Origin of the sequence: Oligoflexus tunisiensis (assembly GCF_001748245.1) — a bacterium.
Classification (GTDB): domain Bacteria; phylum Bdellovibrionota_B; class Oligoflexia; order Oligoflexales; family Oligoflexaceae; genus Oligoflexus; species Oligoflexus tunisiensis.
Genome location: NZ_BDFO01000001.1, coordinates 3,594,923 through 3,617,754, shown reverse-complemented (window position 1 = coordinate 3,617,754; position 22,832 = coordinate 3,594,923). Strand labels below are relative to the sequence as shown.

General features: G+C 54.5%; 18 protein-coding genes. 9 read left to right on the top strand and 9 right to left on the bottom strand.

Annotated features, from left to right (window positions below; translation table 11 throughout):
• Nucleotides 1-107: 107 nt before the first annotated feature.
• The 6 genes from OLTU_RS15045 to OLTU_RS15025 all read left to right on the top strand — a co-directional run bounded on the left by OLTU_RS15045 (nt 108) and on the right by OLTU_RS15025 (nt 5,483).
• Nucleotides 108-1,634 carry a DNA cytosine methyltransferase gene (locus OLTU_RS15045; protein WP_141733586.1) on the top strand — a complete coding sequence of 509 codons (1,527 nt, stop codon included), beginning with the start codon at nt 108-110 and terminating at the stop codon, nt 1,632-1,634.
• The gene (locus OLTU_RS15040) at nt 1,561-1,995 is read left to right on the top strand and encodes a very short patch repair endonuclease (RefSeq protein ID WP_176736641.1); all 435 of its coding nucleotides are present in this window, start codon (nt 1,561-1,563) and stop codon (nt 1,993-1,995) included. Before OLTU_RS15045 ends, OLTU_RS15040 begins: the two co-directional genes overlap by 74 nt.
• Nucleotides 1,996-2,147: 152 nt before the next feature.
• Nucleotides 2,148-2,600 (top strand): hypothetical protein, encoded by a 453-nt coding sequence (locus tag OLTU_RS15035; protein ID WP_141733584.1) that lies wholly within the window; start codon nt 2,148-2,150, stop codon nt 2,598-2,600.
• Between the two features lie 186 nt (nt 2,601-2,786).
• The gene (locus OLTU_RS15030) at nt 2,787-3,593 is read left to right on the top strand and encodes a hypothetical protein (RefSeq protein ID WP_141733583.1); all 807 of its coding nucleotides are present in this window, start codon (nt 2,787-2,789) and stop codon (nt 3,591-3,593) included.
• A gap of 35 nt (nt 3,594-3,628) precedes the next feature.
• Nucleotides 3,629-3,769 carry a hypothetical protein gene (locus OLTU_RS31935; protein WP_176736640.1) on the top strand — a complete coding sequence of 47 codons (141 nt, stop codon included), beginning with the start codon at nt 3,629-3,631 and terminating at the stop codon, nt 3,767-3,769.
• 187 nt (nt 3,770-3,956) lie between these two features.
• Nucleotides 3,957-5,483: a hypothetical protein gene (locus OLTU_RS15025; RefSeq protein WP_141733582.1), complete on the top strand. Its 1,527-nt coding sequence runs from the start codon at nt 3,957-3,959 to the stop codon at nt 5,481-5,483.
• 189 nt (nt 5,484-5,672) lie between these two features.
• Here OLTU_RS15025 and OLTU_RS15020 read toward each other — a convergent pair whose 3' ends face one another.
• The 5 genes from OLTU_RS15020 to OLTU_RS15000 all read right to left on the bottom strand — a co-directional run bounded on the left by OLTU_RS15020 (nt 5,673) and on the right by OLTU_RS15000 (nt 10,472).
• Complete coding sequence (locus OLTU_RS15020; protein WP_141733581.1) at nt 5,673-6,362, bottom strand: response regulator; 690 nt, start codon at nt 6,360-6,362, stop codon at nt 5,673-5,675.
• A 106-nt stretch (nt 6,363-6,468) separates the two neighbouring features.
• On the bottom strand, nt 6,469-7,269 hold the full coding sequence (locus tag OLTU_RS15015) for an alpha/beta fold hydrolase (protein WP_141733580.1): 801 nt from the start codon (nt 7,267-7,269) through the stop codon (nt 6,469-6,471).
• Nucleotides 7,270-7,340: 71 nt separating this feature from the next.
• Entirely contained in the window at nt 7,341-8,255 is a 915-nt protein-coding gene (rarD, locus tag OLTU_RS15010; protein WP_141733579.1) for an EamA family transporter RarD, read from the bottom strand.
• Nucleotides 8,252-9,349 carry a GTP pyrophosphokinase gene (locus OLTU_RS15005; protein ID WP_141733578.1) on the bottom strand — a complete coding sequence of 366 codons (1,098 nt, stop codon included), beginning with the start codon at nt 9,347-9,349 and terminating at the stop codon, nt 8,252-8,254. Before OLTU_RS15005 ends, rarD begins: the two co-directional genes overlap by 4 nt.
• 133 nt (nt 9,350-9,482) lie before the next feature.
• Complete coding sequence (locus tag OLTU_RS15000) at nt 9,483-10,472, bottom strand: hypothetical protein (protein ID WP_141733577.1); 990 nt, start codon at nt 10,470-10,472, stop codon at nt 9,483-9,485.
• Nucleotides 10,473-10,846: 374 nt separating this feature from the next.
• On the opposite strand from OLTU_RS15000, the gene OLTU_RS14995 reads away from it, so the two are divergent.
• Nucleotides 10,847-11,395, top strand: a complete 549-nt coding sequence (locus OLTU_RS14995) for a hypothetical protein (protein ID WP_141733576.1) — start codon at nt 10,847-10,849, stop codon at nt 11,393-11,395.
• Nucleotides 11,396-11,471: 76 nt separating this feature from the next.
• Here the strand turns inward: OLTU_RS14995 and OLTU_RS14990 are convergent, their stop codons facing one another.
• A complete protein-coding gene (locus OLTU_RS14990) occupies nt 11,472-11,891 on the bottom strand; it encodes a hypothetical protein (protein ID WP_141733575.1) in 420 nt (139 codons plus the stop codon).
• A 287-nt stretch (nt 11,892-12,178) separates the two neighbouring features.
• Between OLTU_RS14990 and OLTU_RS14985 the strand changes: the two genes are divergently transcribed.
• Nucleotides 12,179-13,423 (top strand): HD-GYP domain-containing protein, encoded by a 1,245-nt coding sequence (locus OLTU_RS14985; RefSeq protein ID WP_218110053.1) that lies wholly within the window; start codon nt 12,179-12,181, stop codon nt 13,421-13,423.
• A 167-nt stretch (nt 13,424-13,590) separates the two neighbouring features.
• Here the strand turns inward: OLTU_RS14985 and OLTU_RS14980 are convergent, their stop codons facing one another.
• The gene (locus tag OLTU_RS14980; protein WP_218110052.1) at nt 13,591-14,985 is read right to left on the bottom strand and encodes an Lcl C-terminal domain-containing protein; all 1,395 of its coding nucleotides are present in this window, start codon (nt 14,983-14,985) and stop codon (nt 13,591-13,593) included.
• A gap of 310 nt (nt 14,986-15,295) precedes the next feature.
• On the opposite strand from OLTU_RS14980, the gene OLTU_RS14975 reads away from it, so the two are divergent.
• Nucleotides 15,296-15,976 carry a penicillin-insensitive murein endopeptidase gene (locus OLTU_RS14975; protein WP_141733572.1) on the top strand — a complete coding sequence of 227 codons (681 nt, stop codon included), beginning with the start codon at nt 15,296-15,298 and terminating at the stop codon, nt 15,974-15,976.
• A 6-nt stretch (nt 15,977-15,982) separates the two neighbouring features.
• Here the strand turns inward: OLTU_RS14975 and OLTU_RS14970 are convergent, their stop codons facing one another.
• Nucleotides 15,983-16,429 (bottom strand): hypothetical protein, encoded by a 447-nt coding sequence (locus tag OLTU_RS14970; protein WP_141733571.1) that lies wholly within the window; start codon nt 16,427-16,429, stop codon nt 15,983-15,985.
• A gap of 4 nt (nt 16,430-16,433) precedes the next feature.
• Nucleotides 16,434-22,823 (bottom strand): toxin TcdB middle/N-terminal domain-containing protein, encoded by a 6,390-nt coding sequence (locus OLTU_RS14965; RefSeq protein WP_141733570.1) that lies wholly within the window; start codon nt 22,821-22,823, stop codon nt 16,434-16,436.
• Nucleotides 22,824-22,832 lie beyond the last annotated feature (9 nt).

Here is a 22,832-nt window from a genome sequence, read left to right as displayed (position 1 = left end):
TGACCGAAACGAAAAGGGGATTGAAACATATTCCGGAAAGCTGCTCAACATGGAGCGGAAGCTGTGCTACCCTGCTTCGATTGAACGATCCATTGCCAGGAGGGTGCATGCGACCCGCGCTTATTCAGTCCAAACTCAAACGCTATGCTGCGGGCCAGCCTTTGCGCGTGCTCGATCTTTTTGCGGGTTGCGGCGGCATGTCGCTCGGTTTTCATCGGGCCGGATTTCACATCGCGGCCGCCATTGAATTCGATCGCCTGGCGGCGGCGTCCCATGCCTTGAATTTTGAGGGGCATAGCCTGGAAGCGGTCACGGCACCCAGTGTCAACCATGCCCGCGATATCACCGCGACCCGTCCCGAGGAGGCCGTGGCTCATCTGCAATGCCCGCTGGCGGAATCCATCGATGTCATTATCGGCGGTCCCCCCTGCCAGGCCTTTGCCCGTGTGGGTCGCGCCAAGCTGCGGGAAATCCAGGATCATCCGGATGCCTATCTGCGCGATCCCCGCGCTCAACTTTATCTCAGTTACCTCGATTATGTTCAGGCGCTCAAACCGCTGGCGGTTCTGGTGGAAAACGTGCCGGATGTTTTGAATCACGGCGGCCTGAACATTGCCCATGAAATCTGCGAAACGCTGCAGGCTCTGGGTTATGACTGCCGTTACACCCTGATCAACAGCGTCCACTATGGTGTGCCGCAGATGCGGGAACGGATGTTCCTCCTCGCGTTGCGCAAGGAATTGAAACAGACCATCGTGTTTCCGAGGCCCACGCATGCCTTCACATTGCCCAAAGGCTATGCCGGAACCCGGCGCACCGCTCTCAAAACCCTGGAGAAGCTCGCCGACACCGACAGTTTCTTTCAGGAAACCCCACAGCCTGATGCGAATCTTCCGCCGGCCGTGACCGCGGCCGAGGCTTTGATGGATCTGCCTTTGATTACCGCGCACCTTGAGGGTTCGCTCAAACGTGGGGCGAGGCGTTTTACGCAAGGCATTCCCTATGCGGATCGCGAGCCCAGCACCTATGGGCATTTGATGCGGCACTGGCCCGGCTTTGAATCCAAGGGTCATATCAATGATCACGTGATCCGTTCCCTGCCGCGTGATTATAAAATCTTTCGCGCGATGCAGCCCGGCGATCAGTATCCCGAGGCCGTGGCGGTCGCGGAAAAACTCTTCAAGGCCGAGGCGACGCGCCGGCGCCTCTCCCCGCAGTCCAAGGCTTATAAGGACCTGCGCAAGGACTTTGTGCCGCCGTATGATCCGAGTAAATTTCCCAACAAGTGGCGAAAAATGGCCGCTGGAGAGCCCGCCCGCACACTGATGGCGCATCTGGGCAAGGACAGCTATTCGCATATACACTACGATGGCCAGCAGGCGCGGACCATTTCGGTGCGCGAAGCGGCTCGTTTGCAGTCGTTTCCTGATGGTTTCCATTTTGTGGGAACCATGAACCCGGCCTTCAAACAGATTGGGAATGCGGTTCCGCCTCTCATGGCTTATGCGCTGGCGCAAACGATCAAGGCCGCCCTTGATGATGTGGCGGCAAGGAGTCCTTATGAGCGACGTCATGACTCGCGAGCAGAGACTGGCCTGCATGCGGCGTATTCAGGCTCGTCACACGGGACCTGAGCAAAAGGTTGAAGCGCTTCTGGATCGCTGGGGTTTCGCCTATGAAACCCACGTCCCCCATCTTCCCGGTCGACCGGATTTTGTGTTTCAGGATCGATCCCTCGTCCTCTTCGTCCATGGCTGCTTCTGGCATCGGCATTCCTGTCACGAAGGGCAGCCCTGGCCCAAGCAGAATGAAGGCTTCTGGCGTCGCAAACTGAGCGGCAACCAGGCCCGCGACCAACGTCTGCAGTCCAAGTTGCGACTGCTCGGCTGGAAGGTCGGCGTGATCTGGGAATGTCAGACGAAAAAACCGGAAGACCTCGAACCGCGACTGCTCAGTCTCCTTCTTCACTCTGCGCCACCTGCACCTGTTCCGTGAACCTCCCAGGGTGTTCTGTTCCGTGCTATCCCCTTGAATTTACATGGCCACAACAATTCACAGAACACTTCGTTCTTTGAGCCCTTTGCAGAAATTGCGGCTTTCTGTAGGATGGCTCCAGTGAAGGAAATTACGTTAGCGAGGAATGCCTTATGAAATTTATCAAAACCGTTCTATTGGCCCTTTCATTCGTTGGTCCTGCCGTCATCACCAGCACCGCTGCTCAAGCTCAGGCTTATGATTGCTTTGAATCCGAGGCTCTCGAAGCCACCTGCGGTCTCATGAACAACGCGCGTCAGGCCCGCAGCCTCGTCCTCAGTCTGGCTTCCCAGGACCCCAATACTGATTTGACGAATGCCGCACGCTACAGCCTTTTTATCGTCAACCAGGCCGATCAACTGGCCCGGCTCCTGTCGAGCTCAGCGTCTGATCAAGCGATCGAAACCCATCTGGAAAGATTACACACCACGGTTCTGCAATTGGACGCCACCAAACGCAAACTGCAAAGCCGTTATCCAGGCAATTACACGCTCGTCCGCTCGCTGACTTCTGTCCGGACCATGTACTACTATCTGGAAGGCTTGCTCCTTCCAGTTGAAGATTGAGTTTTTTTACTTTTGAGAGAATCAGGGACCGCCTGTTAAATCACGAAGGTTGAGGAGCATTCCTTCGGGTGTGCCCCTGATTCTCAATTTATCCCAATCCCCGGTTTTTCCTGCCTAAACCTGCCCTGCTTAAGTTTTATCCATAACGATCCGATACATACGATACCACTCTACCAGGGGTCAACCATGCGACGTTGTACTCAAATGAAAGTTTTTGTCGGCCTGCTGCTGACAGCCTGTTCAGGCGGAAATTTTTCGGGTGGCTCCGGTCAAGGAGCGGCACCTGCGGGTGGTATTTCCGGCAACGAAAGCGATATTACGATCGGCAAGGATGATAACGCCACCGGAACGCCTGGTGAGCCGGCTCCTCTACCGCCTGTGGATCAGGTGACCGCACTGAAAGAAAAGTGCGCGAATGCCCAGGCCGCCAGCTTCAAAACAGTCGAACAGACCATCACCTATCCGGAACGAAAAACCTGCGCGTTCGGAATGAACTCGAATCTGGCGACCAAGCAGGGCTTTGTTCAGGCATCCGAAACATCGCCGGCGACTCTGAACCTGCCGGCGGGGGATATCTGCGGCATCGACATCGATTCCCCGGCGGATGCGCGCCTGCATTATGATGACTTTCTGATTCTTTCCATCGACTCCCGCATTGTCTTCCTGAGCAATGGCGGTCTGACGAAATATCTCGATGCCCCGCAGCAGGGGATCCTGTCCTGGGACTTCACCAAAGTCGTGGGTCAGCCTATCGGGAATTTTGAAACGCCAGCCTACTGCCTCGGTAAAGGCGCCGCGTGCGACCTGCCCGCTCATGACAAGGAAGGCCCTGTGGCCCTTCATTTGACGGCGAATGAGATCGCCCCGATTGCCGCGGCGATTGCCGGCAAGACCACGGTGAACATGGATCTGACCGCCACCGGTGATAACGATAACACCGACTGTTTCCATACAGCGCTCACGGTGGCCGTGAAGATCAAATACATTCCCTGAACGTTTCTATCGAGTCAAACACAAGGAGCTGCAGCATGCTGCTGGAGATTGATTTTGCCCGCAAGAAGAAGAAGGCAAGCCGCCCGCCCGCGATTGTCATGCCCTTGCATCCGCCCGTTCCTGAACCTGGGAAGGGGAAGAAGAAAAAGGCGGAGCATCTGACGCTATCGATTTAGAGGTTCGCGGAATCTTTCGCCTTGAAATAACGAAAAATCGCGCTCGTGCGGATTCTTTCGCGTCGAATTTTTTATCCTGCCTGCATCCAACAACGCTGTCTTTCAGGTCTTTCTGCAGACCTTTTCCAAAAAACCCGCAAGGCCCTGTGCTCTCCGACAAAGACTCGATGCAGTCAGGAGACAGCACATGGCCCAAAAAATTGGCTTCATTACCTTTACCGCTCTGGATCCACCCTCGCCGACGGAATACGCGGCCTATAAAAAGCTGCAGCGCCTTCTGGAACCGGGCAACCATGTAAAAACCCTGGCCGAGACCCATCCTATCATGCCGCCCTGGAGATTCGAAGCGCCGGCGTTAAACCGGACACCGGATCATCGGGCCTATAAACTCGCTGCGGAACTGTCGCCTTTGATGGATGAGTTTCACCATCGTGTCCTGGATCGTTCCCGCGTGCGGGAGCGTTTGAAGACGATCGAACGCACGCGCTTCCAAAATGATATCGCCGAGATCAAATACTTTCGGCAGGTCGACCTTTTGCACGCCTGGATCTCGGAACTCCTCTTCGAACGCATCTACCGCCGGATCGGGCGCGAATTCTCGATGTTTGAAAAGGCCGCAAAGAAACAATGGCTCGAGGACGAGCGTTTTCGGGACTGGCATCGGGAGAAACGTATCGCCCAGGCTGAATTTTATCCCGAGCTGCAGAACAAGGAGCTGCTGCATCCCTATAAGTTCGAAATCAGGCTGCCGAATGAAAAGAAAGCGCTTCAATTGATCCAGGAGCATACCCGGGATGAGCGGCGCATCGTGCAGGAGGCGCGGGCTCAGGCGCATCAACTGCAGCAGGTCCTGCATGATATTATCTTCGACTCGGTGAAACAACACCTGCATCAGCAGTATGCCAGCCGCCGCAGTTCTTACGATAAGCAGGCGCGCTGGCATCTTCACGATGTGCTGCAGGCTTTTGAAAAGGCCTGGGTGAATGCCTGGGAGAGCCGCGGCACCTTCCGCGAGCCCAATGAGAAGGATTTCAAAACCAAATTGAAGGAACATATCGATCAGGAGCGGCAGCAGCAGGCGCTGGTGAAGATGGAAGTGGAAGCGGATCGACAACTCTTGAAGAATAACAAATTGGAGCTGGATACCTACCGGCACGTTGCAGCGGATCAGATGGAAGTGAAGCGGATGGACAGTCAGTGGCAGGAGCATGTGCTGGTGGAGCGGCAGCATCAGCAGGCTATCGAACAACGCGATCATGTGTCGGATGCCAAAAGCGCGGAAAGCCAGGGCTATCATCTGCAGGCTGGCCACATGCTTCCACAGCCCCGCTTCGGGGTGGATGCGGATCTCGTCACGCGGGTGCCCCTGACCCTGGGATTGAGCGGTGATCCCCGGGCCCCGGAGCATGTGGCGCCGAATCCGCTTCTATTGGTTCCCAGGCAGCAGCGGGAGAATTGGCAGAAGGTTCGGACGATTCAGGACGCGCAGGATCGGTCTGTGCTCGGGGATGATTTGCAGGGCTGGAAGAAGACCACGCAGGGCATTCGGCAGAACCTTGCGGCTATTGATTATGCGGAGCAGGCCACGCGCGAGGTGCAAAGGCCGGAAGGTCGGGTTGTGGGAGATGCTCCGGCGCCGGCGCATGATATCCAGCGAGTGGCGGAGACGGAGCCGGCTTCGGCATTGGATCCTTCGAGGAAGGATGGGAAGTGATGGAGCGGGGCGCATGGCGGCCCCCTTCGGGGGTGACGGAACCGGGCGCATGGCGGCCCCCTTCGGGGGTGACGGGACCGGGCGCGTGACGGAACCGGGCGCGTGACGGAACCGGGCGCGTGACGGAACCGGGCGCGTGACGGAACCGGGCGCGTGACGGAACCGGGCGCGTGACGGCCGTCGGCGCCGTTAAGCCACCAGCGCCTTCCTCACAATCTGAACGAGCATATCGTTATCATAGGGTTTCAGCACCCAGCCCTGAACGCCCAGCATTTTGGCCTTCTTCAGCACGCCGACCTCGCGAACCGACGTCAGCATCACAACGGGCAGATCTTTCTTCTGCAGCCGGCCGCGGATAATGGCCAGCATCTCCAGACCGTCCATATTGGGCATTTCCACGTCGCTGATCACCAGGTCCGCCCTGCCCCCATTCTGAAGAAAACGAATGGCGTGAGAGGCGTCGGGAGCCTCCACAACGTCAAATCCACATTTGTTGAGCAGAGCGCGGGTTACATTGCGGAACGATGCCGAGTCATCAACCAGCAGTATCGTCCGCCGTCCGACGCCGGCTTCTGTCAGGCGATCGACCGCTTTGTGATAGCCGCCTTTTTCCGCCATATGATAATAGCTGTCCGCTATGGACTTATCCACTGGCACGCCTTCGGCGCCTTTTTCATGCATGACACCCAGATAAAGCGCAGCCAGAGGATCCCCGGCTTTGGCGGATTTGGCATAAAGACGCGCGGCCTCGGCAGCACTGGCCTCGGGGATCAGGCCCAGTTCGTGGAGCATCGCCAGAGCATTCTGCGCCTCGATGTTGCCACCCTTGGCCTCCGCCATCAACTCCTCGATCGGTTTTTTGCTATAGTCCTGAGCCATGGGCTGCTGTCCTCCACGTCCCAGGATCGACAGATTCACCCAACCCTTGAGTTGAGGCCCCCAAGAGTGCAACTTTAGTCCGTAATGTCAAAGACTTAGACTGGTATCAGGAGGCCTGCAGGCAAAACTCCCTCAGCGCGCTGACAAGCTGCGGCTCATGCCCGACATGGATTTCATGACTCGCGCCTTTGATCTCCTGCAGGTTGGATCCCGGTACGAGCTTATGCATGCGCCGCGTATTGTAATGCGGCACGAGGCCATCGAGGGATCCATAGAGGAACAGAATGGGCAGCTCTTCCGCTTTCAAGCGACCGCGAATGGTAAACCGCGCCGCAGCCACGATTTGCTTCAGCACGCAATCCACAGCAAGACCTTCCACTTCCTGGATCGCGGCCCATTGTTTCAGAATCTCCTCGCCACGGACCTTGGCCACGGCGGAAGGAATGGTGCGATGGAGCAGAGCTTCATGCAATTTCCCCCGGACGCGACCGATCACGATATCCTTGATGGCCAGAGGATTGACCCGGAAGCCGGGATAATCCGCACTGGAGCAGTTGGCAATCGCCAGCGAACGACAACGCTCCGGATGCCGCGACCCCAGTCGCAGCGCGACCATCCCGCCCAGCGACAGGCCAAAGACATGGGCCCGGCCGATCCTCAGCTGATCCAGAACTGCCACGCAGTCGTCGGCGAGATCATCAATCGTGTCGGTCCAGGCCATGGGCACACTCGTGCGGCCGAGGCCTCGCATATCGATTTGAATCACCTTGAAGGATTTCGCCAGCTGCTTTTCAAAGCCCAGCCAGTATCGGGAGGAACGCCCGAGACCCCGCAGCATGACGAGTGCCTGTCCCTTCCCCTGCGTCTCATAATGAATCTGACCTGACTCTCTTTGTAAAAAAGCCATAAAGCCTCCCGGGCAAACGCATCTCTTTTTGGAGCAGTTTAACCCAAGGGTCCGAAAGCACAAGGGAGAATTCAGGGTACAGCCGCATTCCGTCGGCGGCTGCGATAGAGCAGCAGTTGCTCCACACTCAAGGCCAGGAGCGAGAGCCAGATCAGACCAAAGCTCAGCATACGATGGGTATCAAAGGGTTCATTGTAGAGGACAACCGCACAGAAAAGTTGCAGCGTGGGGGCGATGTACTGAAAAAATCCTAAAGTGGAATAAGGCAGAAGACGCGCGGCGATGCCAAACGCAAAAAGGGGAACCAGCGTGATAATGCCACTCAAAAAGTAGAGGCCATGTTCCGCGGGACTCAGGTCAGTAATAAATCCGGTCCCTGGATAATAGCGTTGGATCAGGATAAAGGCAATCGGCAGCATCAGGACGGTTTCAAGCCCAAGCGAAAACGCGGCATGCAAGGGCAGCATCTTCTTGACCATACCGTAAAAGGCAAAGGTGCCGGCCAGAATCAGGGAAATCCAGGGCAGCTGTCCATGGCCAAACACCAGGATGCCCACGGCCACGGTCGCCAGACCAAAGGCGAGCCAGCGGACCACACTGAGGCGTTCCTTGAAAAAGAAAATGCCGATCACGATATTGCCCAAGGGATTCAGATAATAACCAAGACTCGCTTCCACGATCCGATTCTGCGTCACGGCCCAGATATAGGTGAACCAGTTCACCGCAATCAGCAGCGTGGCGATCACCACCAGGAGCACGCGCCTTTTGCTGCGCAGCCACTGGCTCTGCTCACGCACGAACGGGCGAAAGAACAAACCAAGGACCACCAGGATAAGACAGGACCAGGCCACCCGAAAACCCAGCATGGCCTCGGGTGGAAAGCGCAGAAGCTGCTTCCAAAAAATCGGCGTGATGCCCCAGAGAACATAGGCCAGGATCGCGTAAAGGCTGCCCGCGACACTGATGCGGGCGGAATTATCGGTCATTCGGTGCCGTCCTGAAAATTCTTCATAAAGAGACGCGCCACACGCCGCGCCTCCTCTTCATTGTGCGGATAATCGAGGAGCTGATAGAACGTCTTAAGCTTTTCCAGTCGATGAATTTCCAAAGTCGCGCTGCGGAAGACCTGCCAGAGAGCCAAAAGAAACAGCGTATAACCACGCGGCAGACTATCAAAATCCAGACCGTGAAAACCCCAGGTTTCGCGGGTAAAGGTGAAATACCGATGCATGAATGTTTCCAGCTGCGGCTCGAACTCCACCAGCGCAGCGCTCAGACAGTCACGGTTGTGCAGACCGGAGGCATTCAACATGCGAATCAAATAATCCGGAAAAAAAACCTGAGCCCCGAGCGCCTTCTGCAAGGCCGCGGCAAGGCGTTGATCCGCCGCCATCACATCCGCGGTAGCCACCAGCGTTTCCAGGCTCAAGGCATCCCAGGGCAGATCCGCGCGCGGCCCGGAAAGCCCGGCATGCAGGTCCTGAGCATAGCTATCCATCGTCTTGCGGAGTTCCACGAATTCCGCGTCCGCGATTTCCAAAAGGCCCGCGAGCCGGGAAAAGCGCCGACGAACGGGCTGCGGCACCGCCTCAGGATATTTGTAGCCGAGGTCATGTTCAATTTCCGCCCAGGCATGCTGCAGGATGGTGCGGATCTGGATTTCAAAGGGAAAGAATTCACTCAGAGGCTGCTGCGGTGTGGCCAGGCGACAAACATAGTGCAGCGAGCGATAACCGAAACGGCTTGGATCACCATGCAGACGCTTGTCGATGGATCGTTCCCAGTCCACCGCGTAGTGCTTTTCGATCAGCTGCGCAACGCTTTCAATGCTGTCCTCAAAATAGGTGACCACTCGAAGGCCGATCACATCGGTGACATCCTCCAGACCCGTATAGATACGGTCCGGCCGGGAGGCCTTCTGGACAAGGCTGGCAGCGCTTTTGACCCGGGCGCTGATATCGTGAACAGGTATACCACTTTCGTCAAGCAGCACACTCAGGCGCTTTTGCAGCTCGGCCGCCTGCTGGTCCAGGGCCGGCTTGCAGCGCTGATAGTCTTCGATAAGCTTTTGATGTTGCATGGCGGCCTCTTGCAGTGATCCGGGCCCTGTCCCGGGTCCTGATTAGATATTATGGATGGTCGGGGAAGGCAACGCCAACCTGAAAAGAAACCCGTTGCCGCTGGGGCAACGGGTCCGAGAGGGTATTCGGCACTCAGTTACTGGTAAACACGACGTCGACGTTAAAGTATTGATAGCTGGGACCTGGACCCTGGAGGATCAAAAGCATATTGGGGTTCTCGTGCAGGAGGTCGGGACCTTCCAAAACGTCCTCACCGCTGCGAGTCATAAAGCCTCCGTACTGTTTCCGCTCCGCCTGAAACGGCTCAAAGTCAGCCTTGGCATCCACGGTCCAGCTGCTGCGGGTGGCGAACAAGGCCTCGGCATCGTCCAGGGTCAGATTGGAATCGTAATCGTCCTTCACGAGCATGTATCGGATTGCGCTCAGCGGTATCCCGGTACAGGTCGGATCCTCACCCGTGGCTGTTTTGATGGCCTGCAGGCAGTCCAGATGAAACACGAACTGTCCGGCACCGCTGGGACTCAGCCCCACATACTCGGTCTTGCGAATCCGAAAGTTCGGTGCCGCATGCCCTTCCACACCGACGGTCAGCAGCGTTTGACTGCCAGCGTCGGGAGCGGCATCGCTGCGGCTGATGGTAAAGGCCACGTTCTCGGTAAGCGAAGGCGTACTGGAGAGCTGATGATCCACCCGCACGTCCAGCGCTTCGAGTGATCCGTCATCCGCCTGGAAATGCAGGACATCACCTGTCTTCCACTCCGGCTGGGCGTCGCTGATATGAAAACCCCGGTCCCCTACTTTCAAATGTTCAATCGCCACCCGGCAGCCGATCGCTTCATCCGACAACGTAATCCTGTTATCTTGAAAGACATGATCCACATGCCCGGTGCAGTTGACGAGGGAAAAGCTTCCGGTCACAGCACTGAGACCTTCCTCCAGTTTCAGGATGGCCTCGACGGTATGCTCGGGTGCCAGCAGGGTATCAGACTCTCCCTGGTCGGCATCGTTTCCTTCATCCATTTCCTTCTGCTTCAATGCTTCCGGATCCACCCCACAGCCCACCAGCAGTTCCAGCAAGGGAACGCCCAGTACTGCGCTTAATTTATGGAACATCTGGGGCATCGAAACTCCAGTGATAAAGAGGGCCTTCCTGCTTCTGGCCTTCTTAAACCATCGGGCACTCAAAAAGAGGGCCTTCCTGCTGCGGACCTTCTTAAACCATCGGGCCCTCAAAACCCCGGCTGAGTATGATTATTATCCGCTTCGTTTGAGGGGCTTTGCCCGCATATTTTCGGCGGCGTAAGATCCGCTCCGGGGCCAAAACCTTCAATTCTGCCCTCGCGAATACATCCTTTTCTGAAATTTCCACTTTCTTTCTGCAACTAAAACCCGGGGCGGCAGTCCCTGAAATCACTCACAAAGATCGTCTTCATTTTATCCGCAGCCAGGCAGGTCCGAGAGATTTTAGGACTGACACTTTAGAGGAGTTTGCTTTCATGGCAAAGAAGAAGGATAAAACGACAGAGATCAAGAAGAAACCCGACACGAAATCGAAAGGAGAAAGTTTTCTCGATAATCTGCGTCCCACGGCGATCATGGGAAAGGCCGAGACACTTAGAGGATCGGGCAGTTCCAAGATCGACAGCAAAGCGGCAAAAAATGATAAGGCGAAAAAAATCGCTGCGGGCGGAATCGTGGCTGCGGCCATTGGTGCCCTGGTACTGGCTGGATTGAACTTTCCGAGCAGCTCCAATGATTCCGCAGTGACCAAGGATACTCCGGCTGCCGTAACCACGCGCGCCGCGAGTGAAGCTGCTGCTGCCAGCATGCTGCCTCAGCCTTTGGCTCCCAATAAAGCCCGTTTGGCTGAACCCACGAAAAAGGGTAACGAGATAGCCAAACCCGGAAAAACCAGCGCCAAGAAAAAAGGCAAGCTGGCGAAAAAGTCCAAAGGCAAGGATGTGAAGAAATCAGTCGCCAAGAGCAAGAAACAGAAGGCTTCGAAGAAGTCCAAAAAGACTCTTGCAGCCAAGTCCATCGACTGATTCAAGGTTTGTGTGGAGCCTGGGTGAAGGTACGCCTTCCCCAGGCTTTGCTCGTTTTGCAGTGACTTCGAATTTTTTAGGCTCCAATGACCTGTTTGATGAGCTGGCGTCGGCGGAGATTCATGAGCTCGGTTTCGATCTGTCGAGGCAGGAAGTTGAAGTAAACAGATCCTGTACTGGCCCCACCCATGGTAAAGCCTTCGTGCAAGGCTGCGACGATCACCGCTCCCGGGCTGACGGGTCGTCCCGAGTTCCATTCGATCAGCGCGCCGATGCGTTCCGGCAGGCAGTTGTTCTTCTGCCATTGGGAAAAACGAGTGGATTTGCCAATACCGCGAAGGAATTCCACAGCATCGTTGGCCTGCTGCAGATAGAGAGCATTATTCACGAAGTCCTGACGCTTGGAGAAAAAGTCGGCAGCAAGAGGCGAGGTGACGCCGTCAGCCGTTAGATTGGGAACTTTTTGCACCACCTCATTGAATTCCTTACGCATCATATAAGGTCTCCTTATTCGGACAAAGAATGACTCCAGAAGGATGGATGACAACCCAGAGTGCAAAACTGCCAGCGAGTTGATGAGAGGATCATGAACCATGGAGAGGGCTTACTTTTTAACAGGAATTGCCAGGGCCCGGATGAGTTGGAAAAGATCTGAGGTTTCACGTACTTGCCAAAGCAGCCCCGGACAACCCCTTGCGCTTTGGGCTTCACCTTTCCGCCTGATCAGCCGATATCTTCAGGGTCTTGTTCCTTTTATGGCAAATGTCGGAAAGGGTGACGCCCTTGGATCCTAAATCATTTCAGACTTCAAAAAAATTCATCATCAAAGATTCGACGCGCAAGCGTTGCAAAATCTTTCCGGCCGATGACGCCACATTGCAACAGTTTCGTCCAATCAGCCTCGAGCTGTTCACCTATCTTTGGGAAGTCCCCACCATAGAGTTTTCGATCTACATCCGGGTGGAAGACGAGATGATCGAATACATCCGCCCGTCCGAGCTGAGCGATGAGCTGCTGCAGCATGTTTGGGCTGCCAGCTTAAAAGAGTATGGTGGTGTGGAAGTTTTCATCGCGAAAAAGGATTATCCAAAATTTGAGCATACTCTTTCCTATGTACGAACGCGAAAGATCAATGCCCTTCTAGAGAAAGACCCTTCGCTCGACCGCAAGACCCTCGAAATCTTCAGCGACCTGAGCGGAGCCAGTCAGATGGTCCTGCGCGGTGGGGTGAACAAGCAGGTCGCCGAACGGGTGAAGACCGCGGCCGCGTTTATGGTGAACCAGCTGATGGCCAACGACCTGGCCATGAGTACGCTCAGCCGTATGATTAGCATTGACCCGACTTTATACGATCACAGTGCGTCCGTCGCCATGTTTTCCACCATCATGGCCAAGCAGTATATCGACCCCAAGCTGCCGTTCAAGGATGCCGAGATTATCGCTCAATGCGGCCTTTATCACGATGCCGGGAAGAGCTGTATTCCCAATGCCATATTGAACAAACCCGGGGCTTTTACTCCGGATGAGTTTGAGGTCATGAAAACTCATGTCCAGTTTGGACATAAGGAATTGATGAACGCGATCCAGAACGGGGCGCCGATCGAAGAGATCGTGGCGCGTGTTGCCCTGGAACACCACGAGCGTTTCACCGGCAAAGGCTATCCGGCCGGCCGACGGGGGCGGTGGGAGGAGGATCCCGAGCTCGGGATTCATGTTTATTCCCGTATCATCTCCATCGCCGACGCCTACTCGGCTCTGCTCATGAAACGGGTCTACAAGCCTGCCCTGCCGGCGGAAAAGGCTTTGGAACTCATGGAGCGCTCGGCACCGGATGACTTTGATCCTGATATATTCCAGCCTTTTGTCACTGGCGTGCGGATCAGCCTGGACACCTTGAAAAAGCGGAAGGACGTGATCGAAGCCAATACGGGCGCGATCTATATGATTGATTCAGATGAAAAGCTGGTGAAGCAGATCCAGGATGCGCGCAAGCAAAACGCTTCGCAGCAAGTTAAAAAAACAAGCTAGAAGCGGCATGACTTGGAGTCTTATCGCCCCGGGAGCATTTTCTCCCGGTTAGCCCCTGGTCTGAGCGAGGACATCGTCTGCCTTGCGTTCGTTCTGGGCTGAGGGAGGAGGATCCACTCAATCGCGGATGACTCCTCGGCCTCATTCAGCGTGACGAACGACACCTATTAATTTCTTACACAGAAGACCGCTCTAATCTCTGTACCTTTGATAGTGGGAGTGATCTCTCCCCTGAAGAAATTGTAGATATATGCATTATTGGCATCAGCTTCATCCTTGGCCCAGCCCGGGAACGAGTCAGCAAAAAGCGCGCCGTTCAATTCAGAGAACCCGTCTGCATAAGCCGCTTTATACTCTTCCAAGGTCGGCATGCGCCAGTCGCTGTAGCCTCCGTAAACCTTATCATCACAATACGTAGCAGCATTCCACCAGGTATAATAAAGCTTCCGATCTTTTTTGGCCCAATGGCGGCCATTGGAAACCTGAATGTAAACACAGTCCTCTTTTTCCTCACACAAGCCATTGCCCGTGATTCCATTTTCGGGGCCGGCACGATCTGAGTTTGGATCGCGCATGAATTTGGTGATGGTCTTGTAGCCATAGGTTCCGTCGGCCTGGCAAGTATAGAGCCCGCGATCCACCAGCCATTCTTCACCCGGAAGACGTCCGTTGTCGCAGGGACGCACGCAGCTGCTGTCAATCTTTACGAAACCACTCGGACACTGAAGTTCGAAGCCATTCAGCTTGAGAGTTTTCTTAGCCTCATAAAAAGTACCTTTTTCCGCGACGATCTCGATTTCACAGGACGCAGGTTGATAAAAGTTTCCGGGCACTTGACCCGTGAGAATAACGCTGCCGTTGATCACCTGTGTCAGCAGCCAGTCGCAGTTGCCTTTCATGCTGTAGCCAAGCTGAGCCAGCGAAGAATCAGGCTTCTGAGCCGTAAAGGATTTGAAGACGGTCTGCCCGGCAGCGGCTGTCAAAGTTTCGTCCTGCCCGTTCATCCAAACCAGGCCCGCTCCCGCTTCGGTACCGGAAAGGCAGCTGACGTCATCCTTATCGTCCACTGAGAACAGGCTCAGTTGATCGATGAACGTCGGATCGATCGCCGTGGCGTTTTCCAACTTGAAGCCCATGGCATCCACAAGAGCCTGGCAGCCAAACATATGGAGTTTGGTTTTTGAAAATTCCGAGTCGGCAAAGAAATACTTGGTCTTCCCGTCAAGCTCGGACTTGTAAAACGTCTTGGCTGAATTATCACAGGAAAGGGTCGGCTGACTCTTCACACTGAGTTCAAGATATTTCTCATCGTCAACTTTCAGGATTTTGGTCGAAGTCAGAAGTTCCGTAGGAAAACCGGTGGCCTTGATGAGTTTTATAAGGCCCAAGGGATTGCTGCACTCCAAGGGGTAGCCGACTTCCTTGCCTGCTTTCGCATCAAAGTTCGCATAGATATACTGGATGGTTCCGCCGTCATTGACACGATAAATGGTGTTGTTGCTCTGATTGGGGATCGCACTGCGGCTCAGCTGCGACGTTGCTTCCGTGCCACCACATGCCATAAGGCTGAGACATGCACCGATAAGGCTTGCTTGTGTGAAGGATTTCATAACCACGCTGATGCTCCAGGTATTGAGAACTTAATTTCTTTACGTTGCTCCAAAAGAACGGGGAATGGACACATGCGCTGTCGCGATATTGCGTCAGACCTCGCATCTTTGTTCAATTGGTCAAGCTCATAGAGCAGGGCGTGCAGACACGAAATGAATCATGTCAATATGGCTGCATAAGGCTGCATATTGGACGGGTTGAACCTTGGGGCAAGCGCTGGGTTATGGTATAAAGAGGCCCAGATCAACACGTGGGATTACCATGGCTGAGGTTTGGAAATTTCGACTCCTTGTTCTGGCCGCATTGAGCTTAAAGAGCTCGCCAGGCCCGGCAAGCACCTGCTTCGGCACGCCCAGCAAGGGACGCATCGAAGGTGCTGTTCCCCTGCCCTCGGATGGGCCGAACTTCAAAGCCTATAGCTACATGGGCGTGGTTCTGCGCCGCAATTATGTTCATGAGAAAGTTCGTGATGTCGTAGTGGATGCGTATGCCCGGCTGGAAAAACACGTAGCGGATCAAATGTTTGTGTATGGGGAGACCGGCTGGCCCAAGGGCGGGGATTTTTCTCCGCACAAGACCCACCAAAACGGTCTATCCGTGGATTTCATGGTTCCCGTTCGGACGCAGCAGGGCAAAGCGGTGGAATTCCCCGCCAGCGTCACGAACAAGTTTGGCTATGGACTGGAATTTGATGCCAAGGGCCGATGGGAGGATCTCGAAATCGACTTCAATGCCATGGCTCTGCATCTGCAGGCGCTTGACGAGGCGGCTCAAAAATCCGGCATCCGCATCCGGCATGTGATTTTCGAGCCCAGCTACCAAGGAATGCTGCGCGCGGCACCTGCCTGGAAGAAGCTGAGCTTTCCGCTCTATCCCCACAAGGTCTGGATTAAGCACGATGAGCATTACCATGTGGAGTTTCAGATAGCCTGTAAATCTTGAGAATGGTTAAGGGTTATCGACCGGTTCCCCATTCTTATAGAGAAGTTTACCCTGCAAGGTTTCAATCCAGCCCTCCGCTTTGAGGACCAGATCTTCACCCTGCTGGTCCTTGAGATCAATGGACCGTTCCCCACCCATTTTGAATTCATAAGGTGGCACCACTGGACGCGAAGGTATGTAGAGTCCCCTGCCGAATAATGAACCGGATTCACCATAGATAGAACAATGAAATTCCTTCAAGTCATTCTGCGGATCACAGTGAATCCAAGTCCCTCCATCCAATCCACCATACCACTCATGATCGGCAGGAATTCCTGCGGCTCGCGGCGGCTTGCCATTTTCGTCGCGATCGCTTGGCTCGGTAAATACCTTGATGAAGATCACAAAAGCTACGGCAAGGATCGCAACAGCCGCTCCCACCAGCAGGAGCACTTTCCCTAAAAATGACTTCATCCCATCAATTCCTTTTATAAGTGACTTCTTTCTTATCTGGGTCGTAAGAAACCGCGGCATCTGCCGCACCCTGAGCTTCTCCGACATAACTGTTAGGACGAGGATCCACCTGCGCCGGCATATCCACACCGCCAGCAGCGATTGTATCACGAGCAAAGGTGCCACAGTTATTGGAACCTAGACTATAGGGCTCTCGCTTCGGATCAGAGTTTTGGGCTTTTCGCTTCAAAGCATAATTATTCATGTCCTTGAAGTTGTCGTTCTTGAAGTATGCCCCCTCCACACGCCCATTTTGACCCGATTCTCGCGAAATAGTGCTCATAACGTTCTTCAGGGATTCTGGAGTTGGATTCCCATCCTTATCAAACTTTACGTTTGGTGTCGCATATACCTTGTTCACATTACCTTGATCGCTCTGATATCGACCGTACTCATAATAGCGGGTTTTTCCAGTCTTGGGTTCAATCAAGAGCACACCAGCATGGCCGAGGTAGCTCAATTTGGTCTTGTTTTCAAGACCAAGCGCACCCCGCACTGAGTTAGGAATCCACTTCGGAGTCGATACACTTATTTTATAATCAGGAAACGCAATGTAAACTGCATCCTGGCCTTCCGGGTCCGTAAACTTCAGCGGATTATTCCGGGCATAGGAATAAAGATTACATTCAACTACACTCTTGAGACAAAGCTGAGGCTGATCCAGAAACAAGGGATCAGGCTGCACAAAACGTCCCAGCAGCGGATCATAGAAGCGGGACTTCATGTAATACAGCCCCGAATCGTCATCCAGATAGTGACCTGTAAAGCGGTGGTGAGTCTTTTCCCGAGGTGCGATGTCCTTGTGCGCCTGGCTGTGCGCGCGCCAGTCGGCCGACATCTCGGCGGGGTCCTCTTCACTGCCATAGGGCTGATACAGCATCTGCTCTACGGGCTTTCCACTGGAATGCATCACGATATCCGATGATCCGATATGATCCTTCAAATAATAGTACCATTCTCCTGTGTTGTCTTCCAATCTTACCAGGCGCGAACTTCCTACGAAGATATAGGACTGGGTCCCTGAGGGCTCCACTGCAACGCTATCCATGGGGTAAAGGGAAAGACGGACGGCACCGGTCTCCTTTTCGGTGACCTGTTTGTAGACGCGCTCGCCCTGAGCGTTATACCCGAAAACCGAGCGGTACCTCGCTGTTTCAATTCCAACCAGCTGGCCCAGGGCATTGTAATCGGCACCCAGAACCTTGGGACTCTTAATCAACTGTCCGAAACCATCAAACTGATACTGCAGGGCACCGGGCCCCTGAGGAAGCAACGGCGATGCGTCCTGAGGGAGGATCTCGCCCTGGCCATGCTCATCGTTGCGCGTCATGACTCCAGCTGGGCTATAGGCGTATTGGAGGGTCCTCTTATAGCGCTCCGCCTCAATCAGCTGGCTCTTCCAATCATAATCGAAGCGAGCCGAACGATTGATGTGCCCGTAACTTGCTTCCTTGTTCCGGTCTTCGATTTCAAGGACATTGCTATACCCATCCAGCTGAATCTTGAGATCCTGAAGGGTCATCGCGCGTCCATTCACGCTATAGTGCGAATGAATGCCCGTCATGAGCAGTGTCTTGGGATCATATTCGAGATCCGTTATCGAGTGGGATCCGTTCACCGGGCGATAGAGGATCTCATCAACCTGACCTTTGGCGTTGTAACTGATGCCATCGATCACGGATTCGATACCCACGGCTCCCGGCAAGCGAATCTTGACCGATTTGAGATGGCCAGCTTCATCCAGAGTATAGTATCCTTCCGTCCCACTCGGATTACTCACAGCCTTGACGGTCCCATCCAGGAGATGCTGGTAGTTTTCCGTAAAGGACCGCTGACCCAGGGCAACGGACTTCGCGATCATGAGACCATTGACTGCATAAGACAGCCGCTCTTCATGATCCAGGAGCTTATGTTCATGATCAAAGCGCTTGCTGCCGGTAATAAGCCCTAGCGGGCTTGGAATCGCCAAATGATAGCGGCTCTCCGGCACCACCTTGTCCGGATAGACATCATAGATATTGCTAACCGCTAGTTGCCCATCCATGATCTGCGCCGTCAGACGGTTCTGGATATCATAGACATTTTCGACGACACGAACGTTCTTCCCAGCCTCATCCACCTTCACTGTGGCCGTCATGCGGCCTCTTTGGTCGTAAAGATAGTAACTCTGGCCCAGGCCTGGGATGATTTGCTGCTCCAACAAACCCCTATTATCATACATCAAGCTTCGCACCGCATTGTCACCCGGAAGCGTAATCCTGGATAGGTTGCCAAGAGCGTCGCGTTCGAAACGAGCGATGTGAGTTTCGCCGCTCTTGAAGTCTTGTTCGATCAGCGCCCACAGGCCGCGATCATTTTGAATGTGCCAGGTCGCGGTTTCGACCTTCCTTCCCCGACGATCATAGCTTTGCTTCATTAGATAACCCCAAGGAGCATACTGATAGTGCACCTCCATCCCGGAGGGGTATACTTCCTGGGATGGGCGACCGAGATAATCATAGCGCGTTCGCAATCCGATCTGATCCGAGGGTGTGGGGATTTCACTGCCAATCGCGAACAGGGTGGCTACCGAGGGATTTCCTTCGAAAAGGGTATAAGGCGTCCATGTATATATCTTGCGTTTGTTGCGGTCGTAGGCTGCATATTCCTTCACCCGAATGCCCTTGCGTTCAGACTTGAGCCCTTCATTGGCATTTTCCACCGCGGCGATCAGCTGCCCATCTGCGCGATAGGCTTCCAGCTTTTCAATCCAGACGCTTTCTCCAGCATCAGGTTTCACATGATCTGCATAGCGTCGCACGCGGGTCTTGAGCAGCGTAGGCCGCCCTTTAAGCCCCTGCCGGTATTCGTAACGCTGCTCACTTCCGTCCGATCCCTGGTATTGAATACGGCGCCCGAGCTTGTCGTACTCCATGGAAACCTTAAGGCCCAATGGGTTGGTAAACGATTCCAGGCGTCCATTCTTGTAGTCAAGGCTCCAGACCAGGTCTTCGGCTGCCGGGCTCGCTTTGGGAAGCGTACGGCGGACGGCAAAAATCCCTTCAGGGTCATAGCCAACCGTCTCCACCAGACCAAAGTTGTCTCGCACGCTCGTGCGATTCCCAAAAACATCATAACCAAAGGTCACGGTGCGCTCATATTCCTTCAGGTGCTCACCCGTAAATCCAGGAATATCTCCACCCAATCGACTTTGCACATAGTCGCTTTCATGCTCAATGAAACCGCGACCTTCATAGGTGAAACGCTTATAGGAAAGAATCTCGCCGCCGCGTTGAACCAGCTGATAATCAGGCTGCGAGATGATGCCGCGATCTTTCAGCTTCCGACGGGCTTCTTCATAGTCCAGACTCGTCTCGGTCACAAGCTCGGGAAGGCTTTGATCAAACGGAGCCTTGATGGCACCGATTGTTTCGCGAATGAGCTTCGGCATATTATAGGCGTCGAAGTCTTCATAAACCACTTTCTTCCGGTATGGAGATATTGTAGCTTCGCCTTCCTCATCTGCATTGCGCTGCACATTTTGCTCTATCAGGCGCAGGAAGAGCCAGTTGCCGCTCTGAGGCACAATGTCCCAGACAAAATCCTCCCGACTCGCGAGTTGTTTCACGGGTGGAAGCCCCTGACGTTGGGATTCATCGAGCCAGGAATGGGTGGCCGGGTCATTGGGGTCGAAGCGATTGCTGCGGGCCGCCTTTTCCCGATACTGGGTTTCATCCGCGACGCGGAACACAGCCTTTTCCTTGAGCTTCCCAGCCAGTTTACGGGAAGCTCGATCGTCGGCGAAGGTATGGTAGCTTTCGCGAGTGAGAGAAGATTCCTCAGCATAGCTGTCGCCGTAACGCAGAATTTCGACCTCGCTGAAGCCTAAAAATTCCTTGTCATCAGCATCATAGAAGGGCTTATGATAAAAGAACTCCTGGACCTCAGCCGACTCGCGCGTCAGAGACGGGACACCCTGTGAGATCACAAGCTGTTTCGCCAGGACGATAGGAAAATGCAGAGTGGATACCGGCAAGCCCAGGCGCTGATCGCGCAATCGTTCCGTTGTCGAGGTCGCATACCGGATGTCGTAACGAAGGCCGGATTCAAACGCGACAGTTGTCATCAAATTGGACTTGATGAGCTGACGATCCGACTGGCGGTTGAAATCAATCATGATGGCTTTCGCTTTGGCATCCGCACCAGCATCGAAAAGCAGGATTTCCATCTGCCCATCGCCATCAATATCGGCCACGCGACTGCGCGAGGCATCAACTGCCCCAGATACCGTCAGAGGCAAGTTCAAATGGAGCTTCAAAGGAACATCGGCAAGGGTTTGATCTCCGTACCCTAGCCATACGAGCAGTTCCGTACCGACCTCACCCAAGGTGGCGACATCCATAATGCCATCGCCATTCACATCGACAAGCCAGAGACCGGAGAGATTGGGCTGCCCTCTCAGGCCTTTCAATCCCAGAAACCTGCCGCCATCTCCACAGCGGGGATCAGCGTCCTCTTTAGTTCCAAAGAGCAGATCCCCAGCTTTGTTCTCATAGAGACGACCGTTGTTGATATACAGGCAAAGGCCGCTCTTATCCGACTCCGGTGAAGCCATGAGATAGATCACATCGGGCAGTTGATCGCCGTTCGCATCGATCAAGCGAAAATTGGGATCGGCCAGGTTCGTGGTACTACGACTGAAGGGAAACCGGAAGGTTTTTGGCAGGAACCGAAAATTCCAGCGCTCGCCGGTTTTCATCGAAGTGTTGAGATAGACCTTCCAGACCGTGGCGCCCGATTCATCAAACGCCGTCGTCAGTATATCCGTCAGACCATCGGCGTTGATATCGTGGAACTGGGCACGGCCATCCTCAAACGAGGACACACCGAGAGAGTTGTCCTGGGTCAAGCGCTGAAGCTGCCCTGTCCATTGGAAGCTGCCACCAGCCTCTCCCAGGTAAAAGGCGCTATCAGAACCATTCGCATTGAGCTGAAGAAGATCAAGATAGGAGTCACCGTTGAAATCAGCAAAATGGAACGCCGGCGACGAGAGATCGGGCGAAACCTGGGTCGATCCCCGCTTCAAAGTCCAGAAAACAGGCGCGGCAAAGGGCTGCTTTAAATCACCCGTGGCGTGGAAGACATCGCTCGTGCCATTGCCATTGCGTCTCAGGGCATCAACCAGTCCATCATGATTGACGTCAGCCAACTCATAATTTTCAACGGAATAACCTGTTTCGCTCAACAGCTGAGGTATCGGATAAATCAGATCACGTTGGGCCAGGCTGTCCTCGGTCCACGATGAGTATTGGAACTGCATCGAAGGCAGGCGATCCGTTTCATTCTGAAGCACTGCGTCGCTACCATAGCGATAGATGGCCCGCAGCTCATCCAGGACAGATAGCGAAGCGCTATTGACCTTGGGGAAGAGATCGCTGGCGGCCTGGGCCGCACAATCAGGATGAGCTTTGACAGCAAAATCCAGCCGATCCAGGCTGTTCCGCCCCACATAGGTAAAGCACCATTGAGCATGAACAGCATTGCCAAAGCTTGCCACGAGCTTGCTATAAAGCTTACGGCTCTGCTGTGGATAACCCATCATATAGGACGTCAAGTGGCCAAGGCCGTCAAACAGCTCAAAATGGTAACGTGATGCGCCCCCAGCAAAGCTGATGTCAGTCAGATAGCTGCGCCCGCCGTCCTTGAGGTAATGATAGTGAATGACTTCACCCCAGGCCGCGACCTCAGCAACCACAGGATAGCGTGTGATGACCTCAGAGCTGCCTTCCGCAACGTCCTGATCACCGCTGAAGAGCTGACGACGCCCATCGGAATAGAGCACCTCGAAGCCTGAAGGGATTTCGGCACCCCCTCGGGCATGCGTGATGCTGTAGGGACGCCTGTGATAGGCGATCTGCACCTCTTCCTCTGACGCTTCGAGCCGATAGACCAGGCGATCGACTTCGCGACGAATAAAGATCAGCTTTTGTCCATTAAGAGTGAAGTAGTTGCGGAATTCACCCGATTCCAGCTCACCCTTCAAAGGAATGCCCAATTCCAGGGAAACGTCAATGGCCGGCACCGACAGCGACCAGCCGATGCCAAAACCCTGGCCGCTATCCCCGGTAAACTGGTCATAAACGAGTTGAACAGCCGGGCCGAATCCGGCGCGAGTCGGAAGGTCTGGCAACGGCAGGGTATACTGGCTGGCTCCTTTGTTATTGCTAATGGTGAAGGCGCCACCCTCTGTCCCGACCGTGCCGCCGGCTTCCGGCATCTTGACAAGACCAGAGCGCGCACCGGACTTGTCCTGTGCTGAAAGCGAAGTCCATACGTTGCACAAAAGAAACAGACCAATCCAACTCTTCGCTCTCATCACGGATTT